Origin of the sequence: Jeotgalibacillus haloalkalitolerans (assembly GCF_034427455.1) — a bacterium.
Lineage (GTDB): Bacteria > Bacillota > Bacilli > Bacillales > Jeotgalibacillaceae > Jeotgalibacillus > Jeotgalibacillus haloalkalitolerans.
The window spans coordinates 77439-100463 of the sequence record NZ_JAXQNN010000007.1 but is presented as its reverse complement, the minus strand read 5'-3'; the positions used below and the strand labels follow the sequence as shown (position 1 = coordinate 100463).

The 23025-nt window shown below is 43.7% G+C and carries 23 protein-coding genes and 2 riboswitches; of the genes, 1 reads left to right on the top strand and 22 read right to left on the bottom strand.

All coding sequences use genetic code 11. From position 1 onward, the window contains the following. Window positions 1-4: 4 nt before the first annotated feature. From UFB30_RS15275 to UFB30_RS15245, 7 genes are all read right to left on the bottom strand, one after another. Window positions 5-1528, bottom strand: coding sequence for a sodium-dependent transporter (locus UFB30_RS15275; RefSeq protein WP_322422565.1), 1524 nt, complete (start codon window positions 1526-1528; stop codon window positions 5-7). A 300-nt stretch (window positions 1529-1828) separates the two neighbouring features. After that, complete coding sequence (locus UFB30_RS15270) at window positions 1829-3448, bottom strand: Na+/H+ antiporter NhaC family protein (RefSeq protein WP_322422564.1); 1620 nt, start codon at window positions 3446-3448, stop codon at window positions 1829-1831. Window positions 3449-3568: 120 nt separating this feature from the next. Continuing rightward, window positions 3569-3753: riboswitch (Lysine riboswitch) on the bottom strand. 66 nt (window positions 3754-3819) lie between these two features. Beyond that, complete coding sequence (gene yunB, locus UFB30_RS15265; protein ID WP_322422563.1) at window positions 3820-4581, bottom strand: sporulation protein YunB; 762 nt, start codon at window positions 4579-4581, stop codon at window positions 3820-3822. 56 nt (window positions 4582-4637) lie between these two features. After that, window positions 4638-5735, bottom strand: a complete 1098-nt coding sequence (locus tag UFB30_RS15260) for an HD-GYP domain-containing protein (RefSeq protein ID WP_322422562.1) — start codon at window positions 5733-5735, stop codon at window positions 4638-4640. A 34-nt stretch (window positions 5736-5769) separates the two neighbouring features. Next, entirely contained in the window at window positions 5770-7125 is a 1356-nt protein-coding gene (locus UFB30_RS15255) for a bifunctional metallophosphatase/5'-nucleotidase (protein WP_322422561.1), read from the bottom strand. Window positions 7126-7148: 23 nt separating this feature from the next. After that, window positions 7149-7973 (bottom strand): sulfite exporter TauE/SafE family protein, encoded by an 825-nt coding sequence (locus tag UFB30_RS15250; RefSeq protein WP_322422560.1) that lies wholly within the window; start codon window positions 7971-7973, stop codon window positions 7149-7151. 18 nt (window positions 7974-7991) lie between these two features. Then, window positions 7992-8840 carry a DUF72 domain-containing protein gene (locus tag UFB30_RS15245; RefSeq protein ID WP_322422559.1) on the bottom strand — a complete coding sequence of 283 codons (849 nt, stop codon included), beginning with the start codon at window positions 8838-8840 and terminating at the stop codon, window positions 7992-7994. Window positions 8841-9092: 252 nt separating this feature from the next. Between UFB30_RS15245 and brnQ the strand changes: the two genes are divergently transcribed. Beyond that, complete coding sequence (gene brnQ / locus UFB30_RS15240) at window positions 9093-10457, top strand: branched-chain amino acid transport system II carrier protein (protein WP_322422558.1); 1365 nt, start codon at window positions 9093-9095, stop codon at window positions 10455-10457. A gap of 231 nt (window positions 10458-10688) precedes the next feature. Here brnQ and sufB read toward each other — a convergent pair whose 3' ends face one another. From sufB to UFB30_RS15165, 15 genes are all read right to left on the bottom strand, one after another. Further along, window positions 10689-12086, bottom strand: a complete 1398-nt coding sequence (sufB, locus tag UFB30_RS15235; protein ID WP_322422557.1) for a Fe-S cluster assembly protein SufB — start codon at window positions 12084-12086, stop codon at window positions 10689-10691. Between the two features lie 26 nt (window positions 12087-12112). Further along, window positions 12113-12547: a Fe-S cluster assembly sulfur transfer protein SufU gene (gene sufU, locus UFB30_RS15230; protein WP_204730859.1), complete on the bottom strand. Its 435-nt coding sequence runs from the start codon at window positions 12545-12547 to the stop codon at window positions 12113-12115. Then, window positions 12537-13766, bottom strand: a complete 1230-nt coding sequence (locus UFB30_RS15225) for a cysteine desulfurase (RefSeq protein ID WP_322422556.1) — start codon at window positions 13764-13766, stop codon at window positions 12537-12539. Before UFB30_RS15225 ends, sufU begins: the two co-directional genes overlap by 11 nt. Further along, entirely contained in the window at window positions 13763-15073 is a 1311-nt protein-coding gene (sufD, locus tag UFB30_RS15220) for a Fe-S cluster assembly protein SufD (protein WP_322422555.1), read from the bottom strand. The genes UFB30_RS15225 and sufD overlap by 4 nt, the downstream gene beginning before the upstream one ends. 17 nt (window positions 15074-15090) lie before the next feature. Beyond that, window positions 15091-15873: a Fe-S cluster assembly ATPase SufC gene (gene sufC, locus UFB30_RS15215; protein WP_322422554.1), complete on the bottom strand. Its 783-nt coding sequence runs from the start codon at window positions 15871-15873 to the stop codon at window positions 15091-15093. A gap of 169 nt (window positions 15874-16042) precedes the next feature. Continuing rightward, on the bottom strand, window positions 16043-16189 hold the full coding sequence (locus tag UFB30_RS15210; protein ID WP_322422553.1) for a YuzK family famiily protein: 147 nt from the start codon (window positions 16187-16189) through the stop codon (window positions 16043-16045). Window positions 16190-16705: 516 nt separating this feature from the next. Further along, window positions 16706-17551 carry a MetQ/NlpA family ABC transporter substrate-binding protein gene (locus tag UFB30_RS15205; RefSeq protein ID WP_322422552.1) on the bottom strand — a complete coding sequence of 282 codons (846 nt, stop codon included), beginning with the start codon at window positions 17549-17551 and terminating at the stop codon, window positions 16706-16708. Between the two features lie 209 nt (window positions 17552-17760). After that, entirely contained in the window at window positions 17761-18429 is a 669-nt protein-coding gene (locus UFB30_RS15200; RefSeq protein ID WP_322422551.1) for a methionine ABC transporter permease, read from the bottom strand. Continuing rightward, window positions 18422-19447, bottom strand: coding sequence for a methionine ABC transporter ATP-binding protein (locus tag UFB30_RS15195; RefSeq protein ID WP_322422550.1), 1026 nt, complete (start codon window positions 19445-19447; stop codon window positions 18422-18424). Before UFB30_RS15195 ends, UFB30_RS15200 begins: the two co-directional genes overlap by 8 nt. A gap of 139 nt (window positions 19448-19586) precedes the next feature. Further along, window positions 19587-19689, bottom strand: a riboswitch (SAM riboswitch). Window positions 19690-19790: 101 nt separating this feature from the next. Further along, the gene (locus UFB30_RS15190) at window positions 19791-20114 is read right to left on the bottom strand and encodes a thioredoxin family protein (protein WP_322422549.1); all 324 of its coding nucleotides are present in this window, start codon (window positions 20112-20114) and stop codon (window positions 19791-19793) included. After that, a complete protein-coding gene (locus tag UFB30_RS15185; protein WP_322422548.1) occupies window positions 20114-20470 on the bottom strand; it encodes a toprim domain-containing protein in 357 nt (118 codons plus the stop codon). Before UFB30_RS15185 ends, UFB30_RS15190 begins: the two co-directional genes overlap by 1 nt. Window positions 20471-20897: 427 nt before the next feature. Then, window positions 20898-21281, bottom strand: a complete 384-nt coding sequence (gene gcvH / locus UFB30_RS15180; RefSeq protein ID WP_322422547.1) for a glycine cleavage system protein GcvH — start codon at window positions 21279-21281, stop codon at window positions 20898-20900. A gap of 84 nt (window positions 21282-21365) precedes the next feature. Beyond that, window positions 21366-21725 (bottom strand): arsenate reductase family protein, encoded by a 360-nt coding sequence (locus UFB30_RS15175; protein ID WP_322422546.1) that lies wholly within the window; start codon window positions 21723-21725, stop codon window positions 21366-21368. Between the two features lie 15 nt (window positions 21726-21740). Beyond that, entirely contained in the window at window positions 21741-22043 is a 303-nt protein-coding gene (locus UFB30_RS15170) for an ArsR/SmtB family transcription factor (RefSeq protein ID WP_322422545.1), read from the bottom strand. A gap of 24 nt (window positions 22044-22067) precedes the next feature. Beyond that, window positions 22068-22838 carry an SDR family NAD(P)-dependent oxidoreductase gene (locus tag UFB30_RS15165; protein ID WP_322422544.1) on the bottom strand — a complete coding sequence of 257 codons (771 nt, stop codon included), beginning with the start codon at window positions 22836-22838 and terminating at the stop codon, window positions 22068-22070. Window positions 22839-23025: the final 187 nt, after the last annotated feature.

Genomic DNA, 23025 nt, shown 5'->3' with positions numbered 1-23025 from the left:
TCCTTTATTCCTTATCCGGAAGTTCAACTGGTGTTGAACGGCTCCATTTAATAAATGAAACGATAATTCCAACCACAAGAGCTGCACCTGCTGAAGCAAGGAACATGGTCAGCGCAAATTCATCTGAATATCCTTCATAGTTACCGCTATCAAAATCAAACTGCTGAAGAACGTTCTGAGTGATCAGACCGAACATCATATAACCAAGAACGATTGGTGTAATCAGACCAAGACATACTTTCCACCAGCCGCCAAGGTGAATATCTGATGTCAGGTTCGCGTGATTCTGAAGGACACCTGTTTTACGCAGAATCCATGCGATCATGACAACTTCCACAAGACCAACTGCTGCTACACCAAATTGGTTAATGTAGTAATCTGCTGCGTCAAGGAAGAATAGTCCGCCCTGCGTAGCAAACAGAATTGAAATCAATGCTGCAAGTCCGCCACCGAATAGAACGGCCTTGTTACGTGAGATACCAAGCTTTTCAGTTAAGCCAGCCACATATGTCTCAGTGATAGACATAAGTGAAGTAAGACCTGCAAGCGTCAGCGACAGGAAGAATAATGCGCCGAAAATGCCATTGAGTCCAGGCAGCTGATTAATAATCTGCGGGAACACAACAAAGGCAAGACCCACACCTGCTGATGCTACTTCTGATACAGGAACTTCAAGCTGTGTAGCCATGAAGCCAAGTGCTGCGAATACCCCGATACCGGCTAAAAGCTCGAAACCTGAGTTCGCAAAACCTGTGATAAATGCATTGTTCGTAATATCCGATTTCTTCGGAAGATAACTTGAATAAGTAATCATGATTGCAAATGCAATAGACAAACTGAAGAAAATATGACCGTAGGCTGCTACCCAGACTGACGGATCCATAATGTTTTCAAAATTCGGCTCGAAGAAAGCAGTAAGTCCAAGCGCTGCGCCTTCAAGTGTGACTGCACGGATAACAATGATCAGGAATAAAATAACGAGCGTTGGAATGAAGATACGGTTTGCATATTCAATTCCTTTCTTAACACCTGCAACCAGAATTCCGAGTGTAATCACCCATACCAGTACAAGTGGAATAAATATTCCCCACACAATACCGCCTGTTTCCCCAGGTGCTACGTCCAGCTGTAAAAATTCCGTGAATAAAAACCCTTCTGTGTCTTCTCCCCACGCCTGCCCGAATGAGAATATTGTATACCTCATTGCCCAGGCAATAATGACGGCATAGTAGGTTGAGATCACAAACGCTACAAAAACAGCCCACCAGCCAAGCCACTCAGCTTTTTTACCGCTCATGCGGAAGAATGACAGCGGTGCAGATCCTCTGTACTTATGACCGATGGTGAACTCCATGATAAGAATTGGAATACCGGCAGTTAAGAGTGCAAATAAATATGGAATGAAGAATGCTCCCCCACCGTTCTCATAAGCGACATACGGAAAACGCCAAATGTTCCCGAGTCCGACTGCGGAACCAACTGCTGCAAGAATAAATCCGGCACGCGATCCCCACTGTTGACGATTCATCTAATTACCCCCCTGAAAGTACTTCCTGAATAAATGGAAGTTTTTATATATTCAGATTATTTCACATAATCTAAAATCAGTATAGCACTTGCTTCCTAAATGTAAAAGTACTATTTTGAAAAATTCTGAAATTATATTACAATAATCTACATAAAAAAATAAACCCTGTCATAACAAGGTTTATCTTAATAGTGTGCAAAATATTTCACACTTTATATAATTCATACATTTTCCCAATCATACAATAGTCCTTTAAAAAAACCGTCTGAATAGACATTGTTATTCAGACGGTTTTCATCATTATTCGAGTCCTTCTTTAGCGGATACGGTTCTTGCCTTTTCCGGATTCCTTCCCATAATGACTGCAAATAATACAAGCAGAACAATGACAAGTCCGAGTGCAAGCAGTGTACTTCCTGAGAAACCAAGCATCACATAACCGGCTGAAGCAATCGCTGCTCCTGTTACAGCATAAGGAATCTGCGTTGCAACGTGATCGATATGATTGCTTCCTGCTCCTGTAGAAGAAAGAATCGTTGTATCAGAAATCGGCGAACAGTGGTCACCAAATACTGCACCTGCAAGTACTGCTGCAAGTGATGGAAGAAGCAGTGAGATATCAGTGCTTGCTGCAATCTCCCCTGCGATTGGAAGCAGGATACCGAATGATCCCCATGACGTCCCTGTTGAGAATGCCATTACTCCTGCCACAATGAATAACAGAACCGGCAGCCAGCCAAGAGGCAAGTTAGATGATTCTACAATTCCAGCAAGGAATTCACCTGTACCAAGATCCCCGATTAAACCAACAATCATCCAGGCAAAAACAAGAATGTAGATTGCCGGAAGCATTGATTTAACACCCTCTTTAAGCGCAAGGAAAAATTCAGCGCCGCCAATTTTCTCAGAACGGCCAATTTGTCTGATAAAGAATGCAATGGCAACTGCTAGTCCAACGAGCGCACCATATACAAGTGATTTCGCAACATCTGTATATTCGAACATTTGAAGAATTGTTGCAGATTCTCCTGTGTCAGCTGTATAAGCCTGAGAGCCTGTCCACATCATTGATGCCACTGTACCAATTACAAGCGCAATGATTGGCCAGATCAGATCACCGACTGTTCCATATTTAGAAACAGGAAGATCATTTTTTAATTCGCCAGGGATATCTTTATTTGGATCATAGACTTCCCCGGTTTCAATCGCACGGTTTTCATGTACCTTCATTTGTCCGAAATCAACACCGCGAAGTGCAACGATAAAGACAATTCCAAGTGCAGCCCATACATAAAGGTTCATCGGCACCATTTGGATAAATGCTGAGAATGCTGTGTATTCAGTGATTGAATGTGTAGCAAGAATGCCTCCGATGACTGCGATAATGTATGCACCCCAGCTTGATACCGGTGATACTACACAGATCGGTGCTGCTGTTGAGTCAATCAGATAAGCAAGCTTTGCGCGGGATACGCGGTGACGGTCAGTCAACGGGCGTGCCACCTGTCCGACTGCAAGACTGTTAAAGTAATCATCAATAAAGATAATAATGCCCAGACACGCTGTTACAACCTGAGCACCTGCACGTGTTTTCACGCGCTTCATTGCCCATTCACCGAATGCTCTTGCGCCTCCGGATACGTTAATGAATGCTGTGATCACACCCAGGATAATCAGGAATAGCATAATAAAGATATTCCATAAGTTCAGCACGCCAGGCTCTCCATCTGAACCGTGCTCCCAGAATACGCCGCTGAATGACAGCCAAAGTGTCTCGAGCGTATCAAGCGGTCCAAAGCTTGTGATTAATAGGGCTGCTGCGACGATCCCTGCTCCAAGTGATAGCAGAACGCGTCTTGTAAGTAAAACCATTACAATTGCAATGATTGGCGGTAAAAGTGATAACCAAGTTCCTTCCATAATGTTCCCTCCTTTATTTGTATGATAGGGCAGTGAGGCATAATCGTAAAAAAACGCAAAAAAGGGCAATGATAGAGGACTCTACCATTACCCTTGTCGTTAGTAATGTTATGCTCCATCACGATCTGTAGCTCCTCAACCCGCAAAAATTGCTGCGGAAAGAGAGTGTTATCCTTATTAAAGATAACCCCAATGATAAAATCCTGACTGATTGTTACCATTTCGGCAGTGATCCCCTTTCATCTGTGATCGCAGTTGTCATCCTCACACAGATTACTCTTAAATCCTGCTCCTCTACCCCATCGGATTATGATGTGGTGATTATTCATTTTACTGAACTATTATAACAAGTGACTGTCTTTAATTCAAGACTAATCTGTCGGAAGAGGAACTTCCAAGGAAGGAGACATACCATCACCCATATTATAAATTTCAGGTACCTGTCCCTGAATCAGGCCCATTGCAACTGGTATATCCTGCTCTACCGTTGTTACCTCAGTTGCAAACGGTACAATGATCTGAACGTCGACCACCAAATGAATATTAATCTGCACAAAAGCGTTATTTATACCAAATTCATCAATATCTGACCGTATATCCGAAGTGACATTTCCAACAGCGTGAAATCGGATAGGAACCTTAGGACCAAGATTCCCAAGCAATGCATTACCTGTCGCCTGCCCGAGTGGCACTGTATATACAATCCCCTCCAATTCCCCTGCATCTTCTACTTCAAGGTCCAGCTCGGTCAGTGATTTCAGGACTCTGGTATCCCCCCGTTCAATTGCCCTCAATTGCTCCTGGACAAGCTCAGTGGTTTCTGTAAGTACTCTGTTAATAATTTCGGTATTAAATTTTGTTGTCACCATTTCTGCTGAGTCGGTAGGGACATTTTCAATGATTTCATTGATATCCATTACATTTGCAATCTCTCTGTTAACTGCTTTACTGATCACAAGCGCCCCTATTTTTTTCGTCTGAGATTCTGCATAGATCATCAGAGTTGGTTTCACACCCGTATTGATTACAGCGAGACCGACAACCGTCATCAGCAGAAACATTAATATAGACAGCAGCCAGACAGACCGTGCTGTGAGCGGCTTGATCACAATTCTTTTTCTGATTCTGCGCATAAAAAAGCCCTCCTATACCGCAGTGTATGCTGTACAGAAGAGTTTTTTCCTTGGAATTATTCTGTTATGAATGCAACATCGGTCTGAGCAATGGTGCAGTTAAGGTCCGAGGATAGATCAACTTCATAGGTCGCCCGAACAATTTTATGGCTCTCTTCAATTACCCTGATCACCGGACGTGTAGAAACGCCTTTATTCTGTCGCGCAACGATCCCTTTTCTTCCATCACTCAGCTGAACAGTCAAACCATTTGGATAGATGGCGATTCCCATTTGAAAAGCTTTTATGACTGTCGGATCAAATAATGTACCCGAACCTGCAAGCAAAATTTCAAGTGCATCTGCAGGAAGCATCTTATCCCGGTAGACCCGGTTGGATGTGCAGGCATCAAACACATCTGCTACGGCAATTATTTTTGCATACGGATGAATATCCTCACCGGTAATACCTCTTGGATAACCTGAGCCATTCAGTCTTTCATGATGCTGAAAAGCACAGTGAGCAGTCAGTAATGAAACATTATGCAGATTTTTCAGCACTTCAAATCCATGAACTGTATGCTGCTTGATTTCTTCAAATTCCTCTTCAGTCAATGGACCTTCCTTCATCAGCACTGACTCATCCACCATCGTTTTCCCAATGTCATGCAGCATCGCACCAAGTCCCAGCTGCTCCAGCTGTTTGACAGGCAGCTTCAGCTCTTTTCCAATCGCAAGCGTATACAGCGTCACATTGTAGGAATGGTGGAAGATATAAGAATCATAAATATAAGCATCTGACAGAATCATCAGCAGGTCCTGATTCGCGTCCATTTCACTCATGATATTTTTCAGGATATGCTGAATTTTCGTTGCTTTATTTGCCAGCATTTCTGACATATTTTTTTGTTTACACGTATGAATGGAAGAAAAAGCATCCCTGATTTCTCTGATCGATTCCTGTCTGACAAAAACCGGCACACTTTCCTTCACTTCAATTCCTTTGGACTTTTCATCAGCAATATATACATACTGCACTTTCAGTAAACGCAGACGTGTGATCATTCCCTCAGTCAAAGTCACACCTGCTTGCAACAGAGGCTTTTCATTCACGTTATAAATGGTATGACCAAGTACCATACCGGCCCGCAGAACCCTGGTTGATATTAATCTCATTGGCTGATCACCCTTCTCTATCTATTATCATGCGCTAACGGGCGGTATGACTTAGCTTGTCTTTTAAAATATCACGCAAAAACTCAGGCATAAAATATTGTTTTTTTGCTCTTTGCATTTCAGGGAAAAAGAACCCGAATGTAAACATATCAACGGTTGCGATTTTGTATACCTGATCTGCTCGCACTTCCTGCCCGCCTACATAAAATTGATGATCTTTTTCCTCAAGCCCATTATAAATAAACTCACCCAAAATGGTTCCCCTGAACCCAAGACCTCTGATCACCGTCGTTGGCCAGTTCTGATGTCTCGACTGCCTGATGACTTCTTTCAATTCGCTTCCTGTCAGTTCAACCAGACACGGGTTGATCGGATGGGGAAGAATCTTATGCAGATCATATTCCGTTACCGGCCCTGCTTCAAGCGGGTGAAGCAGCAGACCACCTGTTACAATTGCACAATCAGCGTCGCACCAGTCAAGTATTGCTTCAGCAAGCAGCCTGGATAGAGGAGATTCTGCCTGAAGCGGATTATGATGAATCGGCTCTTTCAGGACTGTGATTTCATTAGACAGCAGCTGACGGCCTTCTTCAAGCCATATTGTATTCAGATCGTCTGCTGCAGGAAGCTCATTTGTTTCATAAAGGGTTGCTGTTTTCCCGGACACTTTCCTGCTCACATGATCAAATTCAATTTCCACTTTACCTGTAAACATGCCGTATTTTCCGGCTGCGGCTAACAACACCTGATTATGCAGCCGGCCATTTTCAAGCACGTGATGTGTATGGCCACCCATAATGATATCGATATCAGGACACTCTTCCGCCACCCACTCATCTTCTCTGATTCCCAGGTGTGACAGCAGCACAATGATATCCACCTTGTCCTTCATTGCACGAACCTGCGCTTTCAATTCATCTTTTGCAGACGTAATATGCCAGCCGAGCTTTTCATAAAAGACCGGATATTCCGCTGTTACAGCTGTAATTCCGATTTTTACACCACTTTTCGTAGTTTTAATCAGATAAGGGCATGCCCAGTCCGGACGGTTTCCTTCTGATGTAAAAAGGTTTGCCAGAATGACTTCAAAGTCTGCATGATGATACAGCTCATTTAACTCTTCGTATGAAAAAGTGATCCCTTCATTGTTTCCGATCGTCACAGCATCATACCCGGCTTCATTGAGCAGATCAACGTTTCTTTTTCCCGCTGACCCCTCTGTTAAAGGGTGCGAGCGGTCAGCATGATCCCCGATATCAAACAGATAGACTTCCTCGCCGGCTGCCTGAAGCATCGCACGCTCCTGCTGCAGGAACTGATGAATGACGGGCCAATTCTCAAAATGACTATGTAAATCATTCGTATGGAAAATGGTTATTCTTTCTTTCACGATTCATCACCTCTCATATCCTTTTAGCCGTATATTCCTTCAATGATTGACCTGATCCCGATCAATACAAGAATGATTCTGAGTACAAAAACAAGCTTGTCTGATTGAAGCTTCTGGTTCATCCATGCGCCAAGCTTAGCGCCAAACCATGCGCCAGGCGCCAGCAGCGCAACATACAGCCAGTTCACGTTTCCAAGCGCAATATGTGAAGCTGAGCCGAGCAATGCAGATAAAAAGACCATCAGCATCGATGTTCCGACTGCTACATGTGGCGGGAACAAAAACGCAATGATCATAACCGGTACCATGACAGAACCTCCGCCAATGCCAAATAATCCTGATGCAAAGCCCACTGCAAAAGCTGCAAATACCCCTGCAGCCGGCGGAAATCCGTATGACCATTGTACGCCCTGCGGATCTGTAAAATGACGCTGGTACGATGCCGCTTTGAACTTTTCAATCGGCTTAATTTTATTGCGGATCAATAGAATAAACGATAAAAAGATCATGAATAATCCAAAATACAGATGAAAAGATCCGAGCGTCAGATACTGATTTGTATAGGAGCCCACAATTGCACCAGGACCGCTTCCCGCAAAAAATATCAGTCCGCTTTTCACATCAACTGTTTTTGTTTTTAAATAAGCAAGTGTTGAGGATAATCCTGTAAAAATCATGACAACTAAAGAGATCCCAACAGCTGTCTGAGGCGTGATTCCGTCAATCCACATGAGTGCCGGCCCAAAAAACAGCAGGGCAGGCACAACAATAACGCCGCCTCCAAGGCCGATCAGCGAACCGACCGCTCCGGCTGCAAGCCCGATTAAAGGCAGTAAAAACCATTCCATTTATACTTCATCCCAATCCTAAAATAAGTCGAGCTGGCGGGGTGCAAGTCCTCCGTAATCCAGTCCCAGAAGATCAATCATCGTTTTCGCATTTCCGGCAGCATGACCCCCGGAATTATTATTAAATAATACATACACTTTATCGGATGACCGGTCCAGTTTTTGAAGCACCGGCACAAGATCCTTTAACTCTGCATCCGTATAATCATAGAGGTATCTCACTTCACGCCAGCTGTTTTCATTCCCTTTTTTTGTCCACCCGGCAACGTTCCTGCCATGAAACCTGAAAACTGTTATCCCTTTATGCGTGCTTTCAGCAATCAGCGGGATGGATCCTTCTCCTGCCTGCGGTTCATCACACACACTGTGGATCAGTTCTTCATCTTTTAAAAACTGAAGTGTCCCATCACGGAACTCATCTGAATACCACGTCTGATTTCTGAATTCAATTGCAAGCGGCAGCCCCTCAAGCTGCTTTTTGCAGTATCTTATGTAATCAACATTCTGTTTCTGGCAGTCAAACCATGGTGGAAATTGCAGCAGTACAACACCGAGTTTATCTGCTTCTATAAATGAAGTGAGTGACAGGCGGAATGCTTTAAACATCTCCTCTTTTGAATCAAAAGGAATATCTCCACGCTGATGGCCCGTCATCCCCTGATAGGCTTTGACAATAAACTTAAATGAAGAAGGTGTTTCAGCAACCCACTTCTTCATATTGCGTTCAGGCTGAACCGCATAAAAAGAGGCATCCAGCTCAACGATCGGAAAATGCCCTGCATAATCCTTCAGCTTATCCTGCTTTGAAGAATGCTCATCATATACATCCGGGTGGTCTCCCCAACCGGTCAAACCGATATAAATCACACGATCACCTGCTTACGGACAATTTATTATCGTTATTGTATCACAGTTGAGCAGCATGAGTATGATCAGGATTAGTGGATTGAATTTACAGAAAATACGCATTCAAACAGCTTTTGTTAAAAGGAAGCGTTCTCATAAAAACTGTTTTAAAAAAACAGAATATTGCTATTGTAACCCTATTTAATTCTTGTTAGGATTACCTTTATTACATCACAGCGTCACCCTTAAAAAGGGACAGGAAAGGACTATATTATGCAACAAAAGATCCCATTTTCAACTTATATCATAATCGGAACCATGCTGTTCGGTCTCTTCTTCGGAGCTGGAAACTTAATATTCCCGATCCAGCTCGGTCAGCTCGCAGGTACATCATTCTGGCCAGCGCTGACAGGCTTTCTGGTCACAGCAATCGGCTTGCCGCTCCTGGGCATTCTGGCAATCGGACTATCCGGAAGTAAAGGGCTTCACGACTTAGCCAGTCGCGTTCACCCGCTTTTTGGTACAGTTTTTGCTTTAATTCTCTACTTAACAATCGGACCGTTTTTCGCGATTCCGCGTACAGCGACTGTTCCGTATACTGTGGGCTTTGAACCCTTTGTCAGCCCCGAACAGAGCAGGCTCTGGCTTGCAGTGTTCAGTATTGTATTCTTTGCAATTGTCTATGTACTATCGCTAAAGGCTGAAAAAGTGATGGACATTGTCGGTAAGTATTTAACACCGGTCTTTTTATTTTTCCTATCAATCCTGATCATTACGACAATTGTTAATCCAATGGGCAGCTTCTCTGCACCTGCTCCTGATTATCAGTCGCTGCCGTTTATGAGCGGCTTCCGTGAAGGCTATAACACTATGGATGCGCTCGGTGCACTGGCATTTGGCATTATCGTCATTCATGCGATTAAAAACCTTGGCATTACTGATAAAAAAGCGATTGCCCAGACAACACTGAAATCAGGCATGATCGCAACCGGACTCATGATGCTGATCTATGGGCTGATCACTTATATGGGTGCATCAAGCCCCTCAGCAGTCGGTACATTTGAAAATGGCGGACTGACATTTGCAGCAGTTGCCCAGCACTATTTCGGACCATTTGGCGCAATACTGCTCGCACTGATCATTGTCCTTGCCTGCGTGAAGACAAGTATCGGGCTTATCATTGCCTGCAGTGAATTTTTCCATCAGCTGTATCCAAAAATCAGCTATAAAACATTTGTATTGATCCTGTCACTGATGTCACTGTTAATTGCGAACTTCGGCTTAACAAATATTATTCAGTACGCTGTTCCTGTACTGATGTTCTTATATCCACTCGCAATTGTATTAATCCTGCTTGGACTGACATCTAATTTGTTCGGCCACAAACGCAGTATCTATGCTGGCGCGATGTTCCTGACATTCTTCGTCAGCCTGGTTGATGGATATAATGCTTTGCTTGGCACACTTCCTGGTATTGCAAATGGAGCACTTGATGCTGTTACTTCGTTTTATATGACCTATCTGCCTCTGTATGAAATTGGTCTTGGCTGGATGCTGCCGGCACTCGTTGGCGCAGCGATTGGGTTTATGTGGAGACCTGCTTCTAGTGGGAAGGTATCTGAGGATTTGTCTTACTGATATGTTGAAAAAAGACTGCTGCGGCAGTCTTTTTTTGTGTTTCGGAAGCTTGTTGTCGCTGTTTCTGCCAGAGTTGTAGCATTTCGGGCTGGGGATGCAGCGATACGCCCGGGTTCTTGTTGTAATCACCGGCTGGGGTGTAGCAATTCGCCAAATATTTGTCGCTATTCTCAGAAACCTCATATAACACACGAAAAAACCCGCACTTCAAAAGTACGGGTTTTTGTCATATTAACCGATAGAACCTTCCATCTCGAACTTGATCAGACGGTTCATCTCTACTGCATATTCCATTGGAAGCTCTTTCGTGAATGGCTCGATGAAGCCCATTACGATCATTTCAGTTGCTTCCTCTTCAGAAATTCCGCGGCTCATCAGATAGAATAGCTGCTCTTCAGATACCTTAGACACTTTCGCCTCGTGCTCAAGTGAAATGTTATCATTCAGAATTTCGTTGTATGGAATTGTATCAGATGTTGATTCGTTATCCATAATCAGCGTATCGCACTCAATGTTAGAACGTGCACCATGTGCTTTACGTCCAAAGTGTACAATACCGCGGTACGTTACTTTACCGCCCTGTTTAGAAATTGATTTAGATACAATTGTTGACGATGTGTTTGGCGCCAGGTGATGCATTTTAGCTCCTGCATCCTGGTGCTGGCCTTTACCTGCAAGTGCGATTGACAGCGTCATACCACGTGCACCTTCACCGCGAAGGATGACAGCAGGGTATTTCATTGTCAGCTTAGAGCCGATGTTTCCATCTACCCATTCCATCGTTGCATTTGCATCACACACTGCACGCTTTGTAACCAGATTAAACACGTTGTTTGCCCAGTTCTGAATCGTCGTGTAACGGCAGTAAGCATCTTTTTTGATAATGATTTCAACAACGGCACTATGAAGTGAGTTCGTTGTATAAACCGGTGCTGTACAACCCTCAACGTAGTGAACGCTTGAACCTTCATCAGCAATGATCAGTGTACGCTCGAACTGACCCATGTTTTCAGAGTTGATTCGGAAGTACGCCTGTAGTGGAGTATCAACTTTTATGCCTTTAGGAACGTAAATGAATGATCCACCTGACCATACTGCTGAGTTCAGTGCTGAGAATTTGTTATCTCCTGAAGGAATAACAGTTCCCCAATGCTTTTTGAAAAGCTCTTCGTTTTCCTTAAGCGCTGAATCAGTGTCCTTGAAGACGATACCCATTTCTTCAAGATCTTCTTTCATGTTGTGGTATACAACCTCTGATTCGTACTGTGCAGATACACCTGCAAGGTACTTCTGCTCAGCTTCAGGAATACCAAGCTTATCAAATGTACGCTTGATTTCCTCTGGAACCTCGTCCCAGCTGCGCTCGCTTCGCTCTGATGGCTTAACATAGTACGTAATTTCATCAAAGTTCAGTCCGCTTAGGTCGCCGCCCCACTGAGGCATTGGCATGTTGTAAAACTGTTCAAGAGCCTTCAGACGGTAGTTCAGCATCCACTCCGGCTCTTCTTTCATACGGGAAATTTCTTCCACGATTTCACGCGTCAGACCACGCTTTGAACGGAAAATCGATACGTCTTTGTCATGGAAGCCATATTTATAATCGCCAACTTCGGGCATTTTTTTCGCCATGATGATTCCTCCTTCTTTGTTTGCAGTTATTCAGACTGCTGGTCAATCCCCTTCTCCATTGCTTTCCAGGAAAGTGTTGCACATTTGATACGGGCAGGAAATTTTGCGACACCCTGCAGTGCTTCAATATCACCAAGGTCTACTGAATCATCGTATTCTTTGCCTAGCATCATATCTGAAAAGATTTGAGAATATTTTAATGCTTCATCAACCGGCTTGCCTTTGATGACCTGCGTCATCATAGAAGCAGACGCCATTGAGATTGAGCATCCTTCGCCATCGAACTTTGCTTCTTTGACAATCCCATCCTGCACATCAAGTGTTAAATGGATTCTGTCACCGCATGTCGGGTTGTTCATATCAACAGTCACACTGTCTTCAATTTCACCCTTGTTACGCGGATTCTTATAGTGATCCATAATCACCTGACGATACAGCTGGTCTAAGTTATTAAAAGACATCGCTGAAATACTCCTTTGTTTTAACGAGTCCACTTACCAAACGGTCAATATCCTCTTCTGTGTTATACAGATAGAAGCTTGCACGTGCCGTTGAAGAGACATTAAGCCATTTCATCAGCGGCTGCGCACAGTGATGACCTGCACGAATCGCAATACCGTCTGCATCAAGTACAGTGGCTAAATCATGTGGATGAACGTCGTCAAGATTAAAAGTCACAAGGCCTGCACGCTTAGATGGATCTTTAGGTCCGTAGATGGTCAGGCCATCGATTTCAGACATTTTCTCCATCGCATAGGCTGCGAGGTGGTGCTCATATTTCTCAATCTCATCCAGACCGATCTCATTCAGAAAATCAATCGCAGCCCCAAGACCAATTGCGCCGGCGATGATCGGTGTGCCGCCTTCAAACTTCCACGGAAGCTCTTTCCATGTGGATTCCTGAAGACCGACGAAATCAATCATCTCTCCGCCGAATTCAACCGGCTCCATTGCGTTCAAGTGTTTTTTCTTTCCATATAAAACGCCAATACCAGTCGGTCCGGCCATTTTGTGTCCTGAGAATGCAAAGAAGTCACAGTCAAGATCCTGCACATCTACCTTCATATGAGGTGCAGCCTGTGCACCGTCAACCACCATGACTGCACCATTTTCATGGGCAATCTGTGTGATTTCTTTAATCGGGTTCATTGTGCCGAGTACGTTTGAAACCATCATGATCGAAACAATTTTCGTGTTTGATGTGATCGTTTCACGCACATCATCAAGTGACAGCGTGCCATCTTCCTGAAGCGGTACATACTTCAGTGTTGCACCGGTTCTTTTCGCCAGCTGCTGCCATGGGATGATATTACTGTGGTGCTCCATATGTGTAATGACGATTTCGTCGCCTTCTTTTACATTTTCCTGACCATAGCTTTGAGCGACTGTATTAATCGCTGTGGTTGTACCGCGCATGAAGATCACTTCTTCAGAGGTTGCGGCATTAATGAATTTACGAACTTTTTCGCGAGCTCCTTCATACCCGTCTGTCGCCCGGGTTCCAAGCGTGTGTACACCGCGGTGTACGTTTGAGTTGTACCCTTTATAGTACTCATCAAGCGCCTGGATCACAGACAGCGGTTTTTGAGAAGTAGCTGCGCTGTCAAGATAGACAAGCGGCTGACCGTTTACTTCCTGGTCCAATATTGGAAACTGTCTGCGGATCTCTTCGACATTCATACATTCACTTTCCTTTCAATGACTTCTGTTAGCTGCTGCTTAACGCCTTCAATTGGAAGGTTTGTTACAACAGGTGCCAAGAAACCGTGAATCACAAGACGTTCTGCTTCTCTTTGAGAAATACCACGGCTCATCAGATAGAACAGCTGCATTGGATCAACGCGGCCAACTGAAGCTGCGTGACCAGCTGTTACATCATCTTCATCAATCAGAAGGATCGGGTTTGCATCACCGCGTGCTTTTTCACTCAGCATGAGTACACGTGACTCCTGCTCAGCGTTTGCTTTCGTCGCGCCGTGCTCGATCTTACCGATTCCGTTAAAGATAGAAGAAGCCGCATCCTTCATAACACCGTGCTTCAGAATATATCCTTCTGAGTTTTTACCCCAGTGTCTGATGTTTGTTGTAAAGTTCTGCTTCTGGTTACCACGGCCGACTACAACCATTTTTGTATCGCCGTGAGAGTTGTCGCCGATCAGATGCGTGATGTTTTCTGAGATTGTATCTCCATCGTTCATCATACCAAGCGCCCACTCGATTTTTGCATCGCGGGCTGCTGTGCCGCGGCGGTTTACGTAAGTTGTTGTACCTTCTGACAGGTTATCAACCGCTCCGTATACAACGCGCGCGTTATCTTTTGCTACTACTTCAGTGATGATGTTCGCAAGTGACTCACCGGCACCTTCAGTTGCAAGATAAGATTCCACATACGTTACTGAAGAGTTTTCTTCAGCCACAACTAATACGTGGTTGAATAGCGCTGCATCTGCATTATCGTGAACGTAAACAGCCTGGATTGGCTCTTCAAGTTCAACATTTTTAGGAACATAAAGGAATGCTCCGCCGTTTACAAGCGCTGCATGAAGTGCAGTCAGCTTATGCTCGTCCACCTGTACAGCGTCCTTCATGAAATATTGTTCTACTAGCTCAGGGTGTTCCTTCGCCGCAGTTAAAATATCTGTGAAAATCACACCTTTGCTCTTCAGGCTGTCAGACAGTTTCAGGTAAGCTGGTGTGTTATTGCGCTGGATATACAGGTTTTCCTGCTTCTCAGCATCTACAAGAGACTTCACTGTTTCAGGAAGCTCTTCCAGTGAAGCATATACTTCGCTATCCACAGTATGGTTTACAAACTGTGTGAAATTCCATTTATCAATTTTCGTTTTATCCGGCTTCGGCAATGGCAGCTCTTCTGCTTTCGCAAGTGCGTCCAATCGAAGGGACGACAGCCAGCCAGGCTCGCCGTTCTTTTCTGAGAAAGCCTGCACCGCTTGCTGATCAACCGGCAATTTCATTTGTGTCGTCATATTCATCCTCCTATCAGTTACGCTTCTTGTCCTACAGTTTCGTCTTCAATACCAAGTTCCTGTTTGATCCAGTCATAACCTTCACTTTCAAGGCGCTGAGCCAGTTCAGGTCCACCGGATTTTACAACGCGGCCCTGCATCATAACGTGAACGAAATCAGGCTCGATGTAGTTAAGAAGACGCTGATAGTGAGTGATAATCAGGCAGCCAAAGTCTTCGCTGCGCATTTTGTTAATTCCTTTAGATACAACTTTCAGTGCATCAATATCAAGACCTGAGTCAATTTCGTCAAGGATACCGAATTCAGGTTTGATCATCATCAGCTGAAGAATTTCATTACGCTTCTTCTCCCCGCCTGAGAAACCTTCATTCAGGTAACGCTGTGCCATGTTCTGATCCATTTCAAGGAAGTCCATGTTTTTATCTAATTCTTTAATGAACTTCATTAAAGAAATTTCCTGGCCTTCTTCACGGCGTGCATTGATTGCAGAACGAAGGAAGTCTGCATTTGTTACGCCAGTGATTTCACTTGGGTACTGCATTGCAAGGAATAGACCTGCAAGTGCACGCTCGTCCACTTCCATTTCAAGAACGTTTTCACCGTTCAGCAGTACTTCACCTTTTGTCACTTCAAACTTAGGGTGTCCCATAATTGCTGAAGCAAGCGTTGATTTACCTGTTCCGTTTGGTCCCATAATAACGTGAATCTTACCGCTATCTAATTCAAGGTTTACACCTTTTAAAATTTCTTTGCCTTCGATCTCAACGTGAAGATCTTTAATTACTAAAGTTGAAGCCATTGTCTAATTACCTCCGTTTGTATATGAATTTGAAATGGAAGAACCATTCTCAATTTATTCTCATTCTAATCTTATAACAAATTAAAACTAGAATCAAATGACGTTGACCCTTGCCTTTACAATCAAAAAAGTCAGTGTAGGATACACTGACTTTTTCACTTCTCTACTATTATAAATGATTGATGACTTTACCTTCAAGTTCCTGGACTAAGTCCTGCGACTTTTTGTACTCTTTTTCGCGTTTCATTTCCACATTCATACGCACATCGTGATCTCTCATATACGTTTCGTAACCAACTCCGTGCGAACTTAGCATCTGCTTCTCCATGTCAGTTGTAAAATCAACTTTAATAGGATGGATAATGAATCATTCCTTTTCGTTTTTTTGTCCGTGACTTAGTTTCCAAAATTTAACCAAAATTGTTTACTAGTTGGTGTATTACCCGCCAGAAAACTTAATAAACACCCTAGCATAATTTTTTCACTATTACAAATATTCACCTGAGGTGTGTAAGGGTTTACATTGTTTATGTATCAATGGATGAAAGTTTTTAATTTTTTTGTGGGTGAGTTCTTTTTTAGTCGGGGTGATGCAATGCAGACTGTGTTTGTATATGACATTTTGATTACAGCGTCCTGCAAGGGGATGACGACAAGAGGCAGGGGTGACTGCGACAATCTGCCAGCTGATAACGGCAACTTCCCGGGTGTATCGCTACAACCTCAACGCATATTGCTACAGATACGGCAAAAATCGCGACAAACCTCCCTCTGCCCTTGCAACAAAACATAAAAAAACTGCCCAGGCACAGCCTGGACAGTTACAAACACATTATTCAGCGTCAACCGGTACGACTGCGCCGCCCCATTCTTCATAGATGAAATCCTGGATTTCTTCAGAAGTCAGTACTTCAACAAGCTTCTGAACTGCTTCGTTATCTTCTTCACCGCTGTTTACAGCAATGATGTTTACATAAGGTGAATCTGAATCTTCAAGTGCAATTGAGTCTTCAAGCGGATTGATTCCTGCATCAATTGCGTAGTTAGAGTTGATTAGAACAGCGTCGCCTTCTCCATTTTCATAAAGCTGTACAAGAAGTGCCGCTTCATAATCTGCTTCAAACTGAAGATTTTTAGGGTTTTCTACAATATCAGATACTTCTGCTGCTGTTTTTTCAACTTCAGGATCAAGTGTGATCAGACCCTGTGCTTCAAGCATTGTAAGAATACGCCCGTGGTCAGCCACTGAATTACTCATTAGAATCTCAGCACCTTCCGGCAGATCTTCAAGTGATTCGTGCTCCTGAGAATATACACCGATCGGCTCGATGTGAATTCCGCCAGCGTTTGCAAAGTCATAGCCGTGCTCTGCAATTTGTGACTCAAGATATGGTACGTGCTGGAAGTAGTTTGCGTCAATTTCTCCTGATTCAAGGTCCTGGTTTGGCAGGATATAGTCCTGATATGGCTCGATCTGAAGGTCTACACCTTCTTCTTCAAGAAGCGGCTGTGCCTGCTCAAGGATCTCTGCGTGAGGTACGTTAGATGCGCCGACTCTCAGTTCAACCGGTTCGCCGTCTTCACTTGTACCAATGCCTTCTTCTGAGTTATCTGAACCGCAAGCGGCTAGTGCGAAAATGCTTGTTACTGCGAATGTTCCTGCTACGAATTTTTTCATGTGTGATTCTCTCCCTTAAATGTGTTTTTTGTCTTTGTAAAAGTGGCTGCTGATTTCCGCTTCAGGGGGACTTCGCGGTCGGGCGCTGAGCCCGCAGGCTTCGCCTGACCCTTCCTGCCGCAGGAATCGCCCCCTTACGCTTCAATCATCAGCTGTGCAAAATCATTGATGGATTTAATAGCACAAATTATAAAAAGCTAATCACGAAATTAGCGTTTATCAAGTTTGTTGGTGAAGAAGTCTCCAAAAAATTGAATAATGAAGACGATGGCTAAGATGATGATCGTCGCTGCAAGTGTGACGTCATCTCTGCTTCGCTGGAACCCGTCAAGGAATGCCAGGTTACCAAGTCCGCCTGCTCCAATTACACCGGCCATCGCCGTATAACCGACAAGCGCGATCGCGGTAACAGTAATTCCTGAAATAAGAGCCGGCATTGATTCAGGCAATAATACTTTAAAAATAATTGTACTTACTTTTGCACCCATTGATCTTGCTGCCTCTATGACACCTTTATCGATTTCACGGAGTGCGATTTCAACCATCCTTGCATAAAACGGTGCCGCTCCGATAATCAGCGCAGGCAATGCCGCATCTGCTCCCCGGATCGTCCCAAGAAGAAATCTTGTAAACGGAATCAGCAGAACGATCAGGATAATGAATGGTATGGACCTGAAAATATTTACAAGTGCAGTTGTAATCGCGTAGGCAATTTTATTCTCCCAAAGGTTTCCCTTTGAAGTAAGAAACAGAAGCAATCCAAGCGCTAAACCTAAGACAAACGTGATCACAACTGACAGGACCGTCATATAGATCGTTTCATAGGTTGCTTCCCACATGACCGGCCAGTCAACGTTCGGAAAAATCTGCTCAATCATGTGTGATCACCTCCACTCCAACACTTGCCGCTTCCAGAAACTCAATGGCGCGGGCCAGCTCGTCCGGCTTTCCGTGTAAATGAATAAATAGTGAGCCGTATGCACCATTTTGCGTCTGAGAAATTTTCCCCTGCAGAATATTTACCTGCAGTTCAAACGAACGGATCAGATTTGTCACAACCGGCTGCTCAGCTGATTCACCTACAAATGTCAGCTTCACAACTTTACCGTCCTGATATTCTTTAAGCAGATGTTCAATCGTATCTTTTGTTTCCTCAGGCTCTGTTACCTGTTGTACGAAACGTTTTGTAATGTTTTCCTTCGGCTGTTTGAATACCTCAAGGACATCGCCAAGTTCCACAACCTTACCGCCTTCCATAACAGCAACGCGGTGACAGATCTTTCTGATTACATGCATTTCATGTGTAATCAGAACAATAGTCAGTCCAAGGCGTTTATTGATATCAACCAGCAGTTCAAGAATTGAATCAGTTGTCTGAGGATCAAGTGCGGATGTTGCTTCATCACAAAGCAGTACCTCAGGATCATTTGCAAGTGCTCTTGCGATGCCGACTCTCTGCTTTTGTCCGCCGCTTAATTGTGATGGGTAAGCATCCCCCCGTCCTTCAAGCCCAACCAGTTCAATTAATTCATCGACTCTTTTTAATCTCTGCTGCTTCGGTACACCAGCGATTTCAAGCGGAAATGAAATATTTTCTCTTACAGTTCTTGACCAGAGAAGATTGAAATGCTGGAAGATCATACTGATTTTCTGCCGTGCTTTCCTGAGGTCTCCTCCTTTAATTGAGGAGATCAGCTTGCCATTTATGTCAACTTTACCTTCTGAAGGCTGTTCAAGACCGTTCAGCATACGGATTAATGTACTTTTACCGGCACCACTGTAGCCAATAACACCGAAGATCTCGCCTTCCTGAATATTCAGGTTCACTTTGTCCACTGCAGTCAGTGAACCGCTTTTTGTTTTAAAAACTTTTTTCACATCTGAGATGGTTATCATACCATCACCTACTTTCGTAAATTAACTTATTATCCCGTTAAAGCGGAACATTAAAGTGACCCCATAAATTGACCACTTTTATATAAAAAACGCCTCTCTGCGTGATGAGCAGAAAGGCGTCCAAAATTAAAACGGCTTTCTCTCATCTGCCAGGTTTTAACCTGTGTGACTTGGCACCTTTCCAGTAAACTGTCGGTTGCCGGGCTTCATAGGGCACTTCCCTCCGCCGCTCTTGATAAGAGTTTTGCGTATTTAGTTAAGATTCATTAAGAGTACGAGACAAATCGTATCATGATCCTAAAAATAATGTCAACGAATTTTTTTCAAAATTGCACATTCATTTTTAAACAGGCTGTCGCGATAACTCTCCAAATGCTTCAAAGATCGTTGGAACCGACTCAAACTTATACATTTTACGTACCAGTTGACCGTCTTTAAATAACAGCAGGCATGGAACACTTTCAATCTGATAGCGTTCAGCCAGCGGTTCAACGTAATTCAGATCAGCTTTACCAATTTCAGTGTCTTTAATCGCAGCGGCTGTAACCTCAAGCATTTTTCCTGCAAGCTTACAGGTGCCGCACATTGGCGTATACAGATACATCGCCGACTGCTTTTTCTCCTGCAGACGGCTGTCCAGATCTTCTATTGTCCATTCTTTTATCATTAAAGATTCATCCTTTTTTCTAAAAACTCAGTGTAAATATCAATGTTTGCACCGGCTAAAATGACTGCCAGGTGCTGATCAGGGGCAGTTGCAACCTCCCGATACGCTCTGTCGATATACAGATGATCCGCTTCTGGCATTTCTCTTTTAAACTGTTTACGCAGCTTTTCACCTGCATCGTCTGCATCGACTAGCACATAGACATCCTTTTCATACAATTCATCAATCAGTTCATCCATCTTTGTCAGACTGATTGTGCCGTTTGTACAGATAATGTCAACAGGTTCTCTGATAATCGGCTGTACCTTGCGCTTATCTGACTTCCCCTCAACAATAATAACCTTTTTGCACTCCATTTCCCATCACACCCTCACCTAAGGATCGCACGGCTTTCTTACATGGTATGCTGCTGATTTAATTGTCGCCTGTACTGTGGATAATTGCAAGTAAATGAGATGAGGAAAATCTCTTTGGGTTACGTTGAAACAATGGCTGATGATTTCCGCTTCAGGGGGACGCTTTCCGCGGCCGGGCGGTGAGCCCCTTCATGCTTCGCATTACAGGGTCTCACCTGTCCCTTTCCGCCGCAGGAGTCGCCCCCTTCCGCTCCAATCATCAGCTGTGCAAGTATGAATATTTACTTTTACAAACTACTGAGCACAGCAGGGACGGCGTTGACTAAAACTTTTAGAGTGATTACAAGAATGAATCACTTAACTCCGTCCCCAGTGAGCCGGTTCAAATTAAAAAACCGTCCACCCAACCAGGTGAACGGCACATCAATTAATCTTCGTCTGTCATTTTGTCATATGCTTCAGCGTCCATCAGTTCGTCAACCTCTGACTCATCAGAAAGTTCAATAACCACCATCCACGCTTTTTCGTATGGTGATTCGTTAACGTACTCAGGGCTGTCTTCAAGGTCTTCATTGACCTCAACAACTTTACCGCTGACTGGTGCGTATAGCTCTGAAACTGTTTTAACAGATTCAACACTGCCAAAAGGCTCGTCCGCCTGCAGTTCATCGCCTACTTCCGGAAGTTCAACGAATACGATATCGCCAAGTTCTGACTGTGCGAATTCAGTGATACCGATACGTGCTTTACCGTCTTCAACTTTTACCCATTCGTGTTCTTCTGAATAACGTAATTCTTTTGGTGAACTCATGTGTTTTCCCTCCGCATATGAATTGATTTCTATACTATTTCATATTGGCATAACAGGTGCCTGAAAACAAGAATTGTTTCTGATTTACCCCTGCCATTTTTCTTCAAATTCAGGTTCTTTGAATCCGACTGTGACCTGTGTGCCATCAGTTGTCAGCGGACGCTTGATCAGCTTGCCGTCTGAAGCCAGCAGTTCAAGCTTTTCATCATCTGACATATCAGCCAGTTTATCTTTCAGGCCAAGCTCGCGGTACTTTACGCCACTTGTATTAAAGAACTTCTTCAGTTCGAGACCGCTCTTCTTATGTAGCTCAGAAAGTTCTTCTTTTGAAGGGGGTGAATCAATTAAATGAATTTCTTCGTATGACACCTCATTTTGATCCAGCCATTTCTTAGCTTTGCGGCACGTACCGCATTTTGGATAAGTATAAAAAGTAATCGCCATGCTAATTCCTCCTTTTTAATAACACCGGTCTTCCACCGTAATAATCAGATGCTTTAATGTGTCTAGCGCTCCCTCAAGTGCAAGGGAGTAATTGCGCTGCGTTCCATGCTGCTGCATTTTTAAAATACCCTGTTCACGCAGAATTTTCAAATGATGAGAAACAGCAGGACGGGAGAGTGGAAGCTTTTCCGTTAATTCGTTTACTGTCATTGAATCTGTATCTGAAAGCATTAAGACAATATCCTGACGATAAGGATCACTTAACGCCTGAAATAACGGAATACAATCCCGAAATGCTTTTTCTGCCTGTTCCCCCATCGTTGTCACCTCTATTAATAAAAATTATTCTCTTTCCTGTGTTTTCCTGACAATATTTGCAGCAGCTGATCTCGATATTAGTCGGCTCGCTTTAGACTGCAGCTTGTTCATCCCGCCAGGAATAATCTGCTTTTTCCCATTCATGAATTCGATATAAGCAATTTTTGCAACAGCCTGCGCTTTCATCGTACCATTTTTAAACAGCTTTGAATCATTCAGCTCTGCAGTGTCTTTAAACCCTGTGCTTGTAGGTCCCGGATATAATCCTGATACCTGCACACCAAGTTCAGCCCATTCATTATCCAATGCTTCTGTAAATGATTTTACATAAGCTTTAGACGCGTAGTAAACCGCCATTAACGGCCCCGGGAAGAATGCAGCAGTCGAAGCGACATTCAGAATTTTTCCGGACCCGGCATTCACCATCTCCCGTCCGAAAAGCTTTGTCAGTTCGGTTAAAGAAGTGATATTCAGCTGAATCATTTCCTGTTCCTTCTGCAGGTCAGTCTGGTGAAATTCTCCGAAAAGTCCTACGCCTGCGTTATTAATCAGAATATCGACTTTCAGACTCTGCGATTGCACCTGCTCAAAAAGAGCTTCGGCAGCACCGGATTTTGATAAGTCACTTTTAAAAACATGGGTCTTAATCGTATATTGCTCAGCAAGATCTGTCGCCAGTTCATTCAGCTTATCCTCACTTCTCGCCGCAAGAATCAACGTATGACCCTTCTCAGCAAAAAGCTTCGCCATTTCCTTTCCAATACCGCCCGAAGCACCCGTAATTAAAACATTCATATACCTACTCTCCTTACGTCTATATGTTTAAAAGTTTAAACATATCGTAAAGATTTATTTATAGGAAGTCAATTAAAGGTGCTTTTGTGAAAAAAGTAAACTTACAATAAAGCTGAAGTGCCTGATAAATTAATGGATACTATTATAGTGCAGCGGAGCGTAAGGCGGCGACTCCGGGACGAATAGA

Coding starts and splice junctions, on each gene's coding strand:
- UFB30_RS15275 (WP_322422565.1), bottom strand. CDS start 1,528: ATGAATCGTCAACAGTGGGGATCGCGTGCCGGATTTATTCTTGCAGCA.
- UFB30_RS15270 (WP_322422564.1), bottom strand. CDS start 3,448: ATGGAAGGAACTTGGTTATCACTTTTACCGCCAATCATTGCAATTGTA.
- yunB (WP_322422563.1), bottom strand. CDS start 4,581: ATGCGCAGAATCAGAAAAAGAATTGTGATCAAGCCGCTCACAGCACGG.
- UFB30_RS15260 (WP_322422562.1), bottom strand. CDS start 5,735: ATGAGATTAATATCAACCAGGGTTCTGCGGGCCGGTATGGTACTTGGT.
- UFB30_RS15250 (WP_322422560.1), bottom strand. CDS start 7,973: ATGGAATGGTTTTTACTGCCTTTAATCGGGCTTGCAGCCGGAGCGGTC.
- brnQ (WP_322422558.1), top strand. CDS start 9,093: ATGCAACAAAAGATCCCATTTTCAACTTATATCATAATCGGAACCATG.
- sufB (WP_322422557.1), bottom strand. CDS start 12,086: ATGGCGAAAAAAATGCCCGAAGTTGGCGATTATAAATATGGCTTCCAT.
- sufU (WP_204730859.1), bottom strand. CDS start 12,547: ATGTCTTTTAATAACTTAGACCAGCTGTATCGTCAGGTGATTATGGAT.
- UFB30_RS15225 (WP_322422556.1), bottom strand. CDS start 13,766: ATGAATGTCGAAGAGATCCGCAGACAGTTTCCAATATTGGACCAGGAA.
- sufD (WP_322422555.1), bottom strand. CDS start 15,073: ATGACGACACAAATGAAATTGCCGGTTGATCAGCAAGCGGTGCAGGCT.
- sufC (WP_322422554.1), bottom strand. CDS start 15,873: ATGGCTTCAACTTTAGTAATTAAAGATCTTCACGTTGAGATCGAAGGC.
- UFB30_RS15210 (WP_322422553.1), bottom strand. CDS start 16,189: ATGCTAAGTTCGCACGGAGTTGGTTACGAAACGTATATGAGAGATCAC.
- UFB30_RS15205 (WP_322422552.1), bottom strand. CDS start 17,551: ATGAAAAAATTCGTAGCAGGAACATTCGCAGTAACAAGCATTTTCGCA.
- UFB30_RS15200 (WP_322422551.1), bottom strand. CDS start 18,429: ATGATTGAGCAGATTTTTCCGAACGTTGACTGGCCGGTCATGTGGGAA.
- UFB30_RS15195 (WP_322422550.1), bottom strand. CDS start 19,447: ATGATAACCATCTCAGATGTGAAAAAAGTTTTTAAAACAAAAAGCGGT.
- UFB30_RS15190 (WP_322422549.1), bottom strand. CDS start 20,114: ATGATAAAAGAATGGACAATAGAAGATCTGGACAGCCGTCTGCAGGAG.
- UFB30_RS15185 (WP_322422548.1), bottom strand. CDS start 20,470: ATGGAGTGCAAAAAGGTTATTATTGTTGAGGGGAAGTCAGATAAGCGC.
- gcvH (WP_322422547.1), bottom strand. CDS start 21,281: ATGAGTTCACCAAAAGAATTACGTTATTCAGAAGAACACGAATGGGTA.
- UFB30_RS15175 (WP_322422546.1), bottom strand. CDS start 21,725: ATGGCGATTACTTTTTATACTTATCCAAAATGCGGTACGTGCCGCAAA.
- UFB30_RS15170 (WP_322422545.1), bottom strand. CDS start 22,043: ATGGGGGAACAGGCAGAAAAAGCATTTCGGGATTGTATTCCGTTATTT.
- UFB30_RS15165 (WP_322422544.1), bottom strand. CDS start 22,838: ATGAATGTTTTAATTACGGGTGCTTCGGGCGGTATTGGAAAGGAAATG.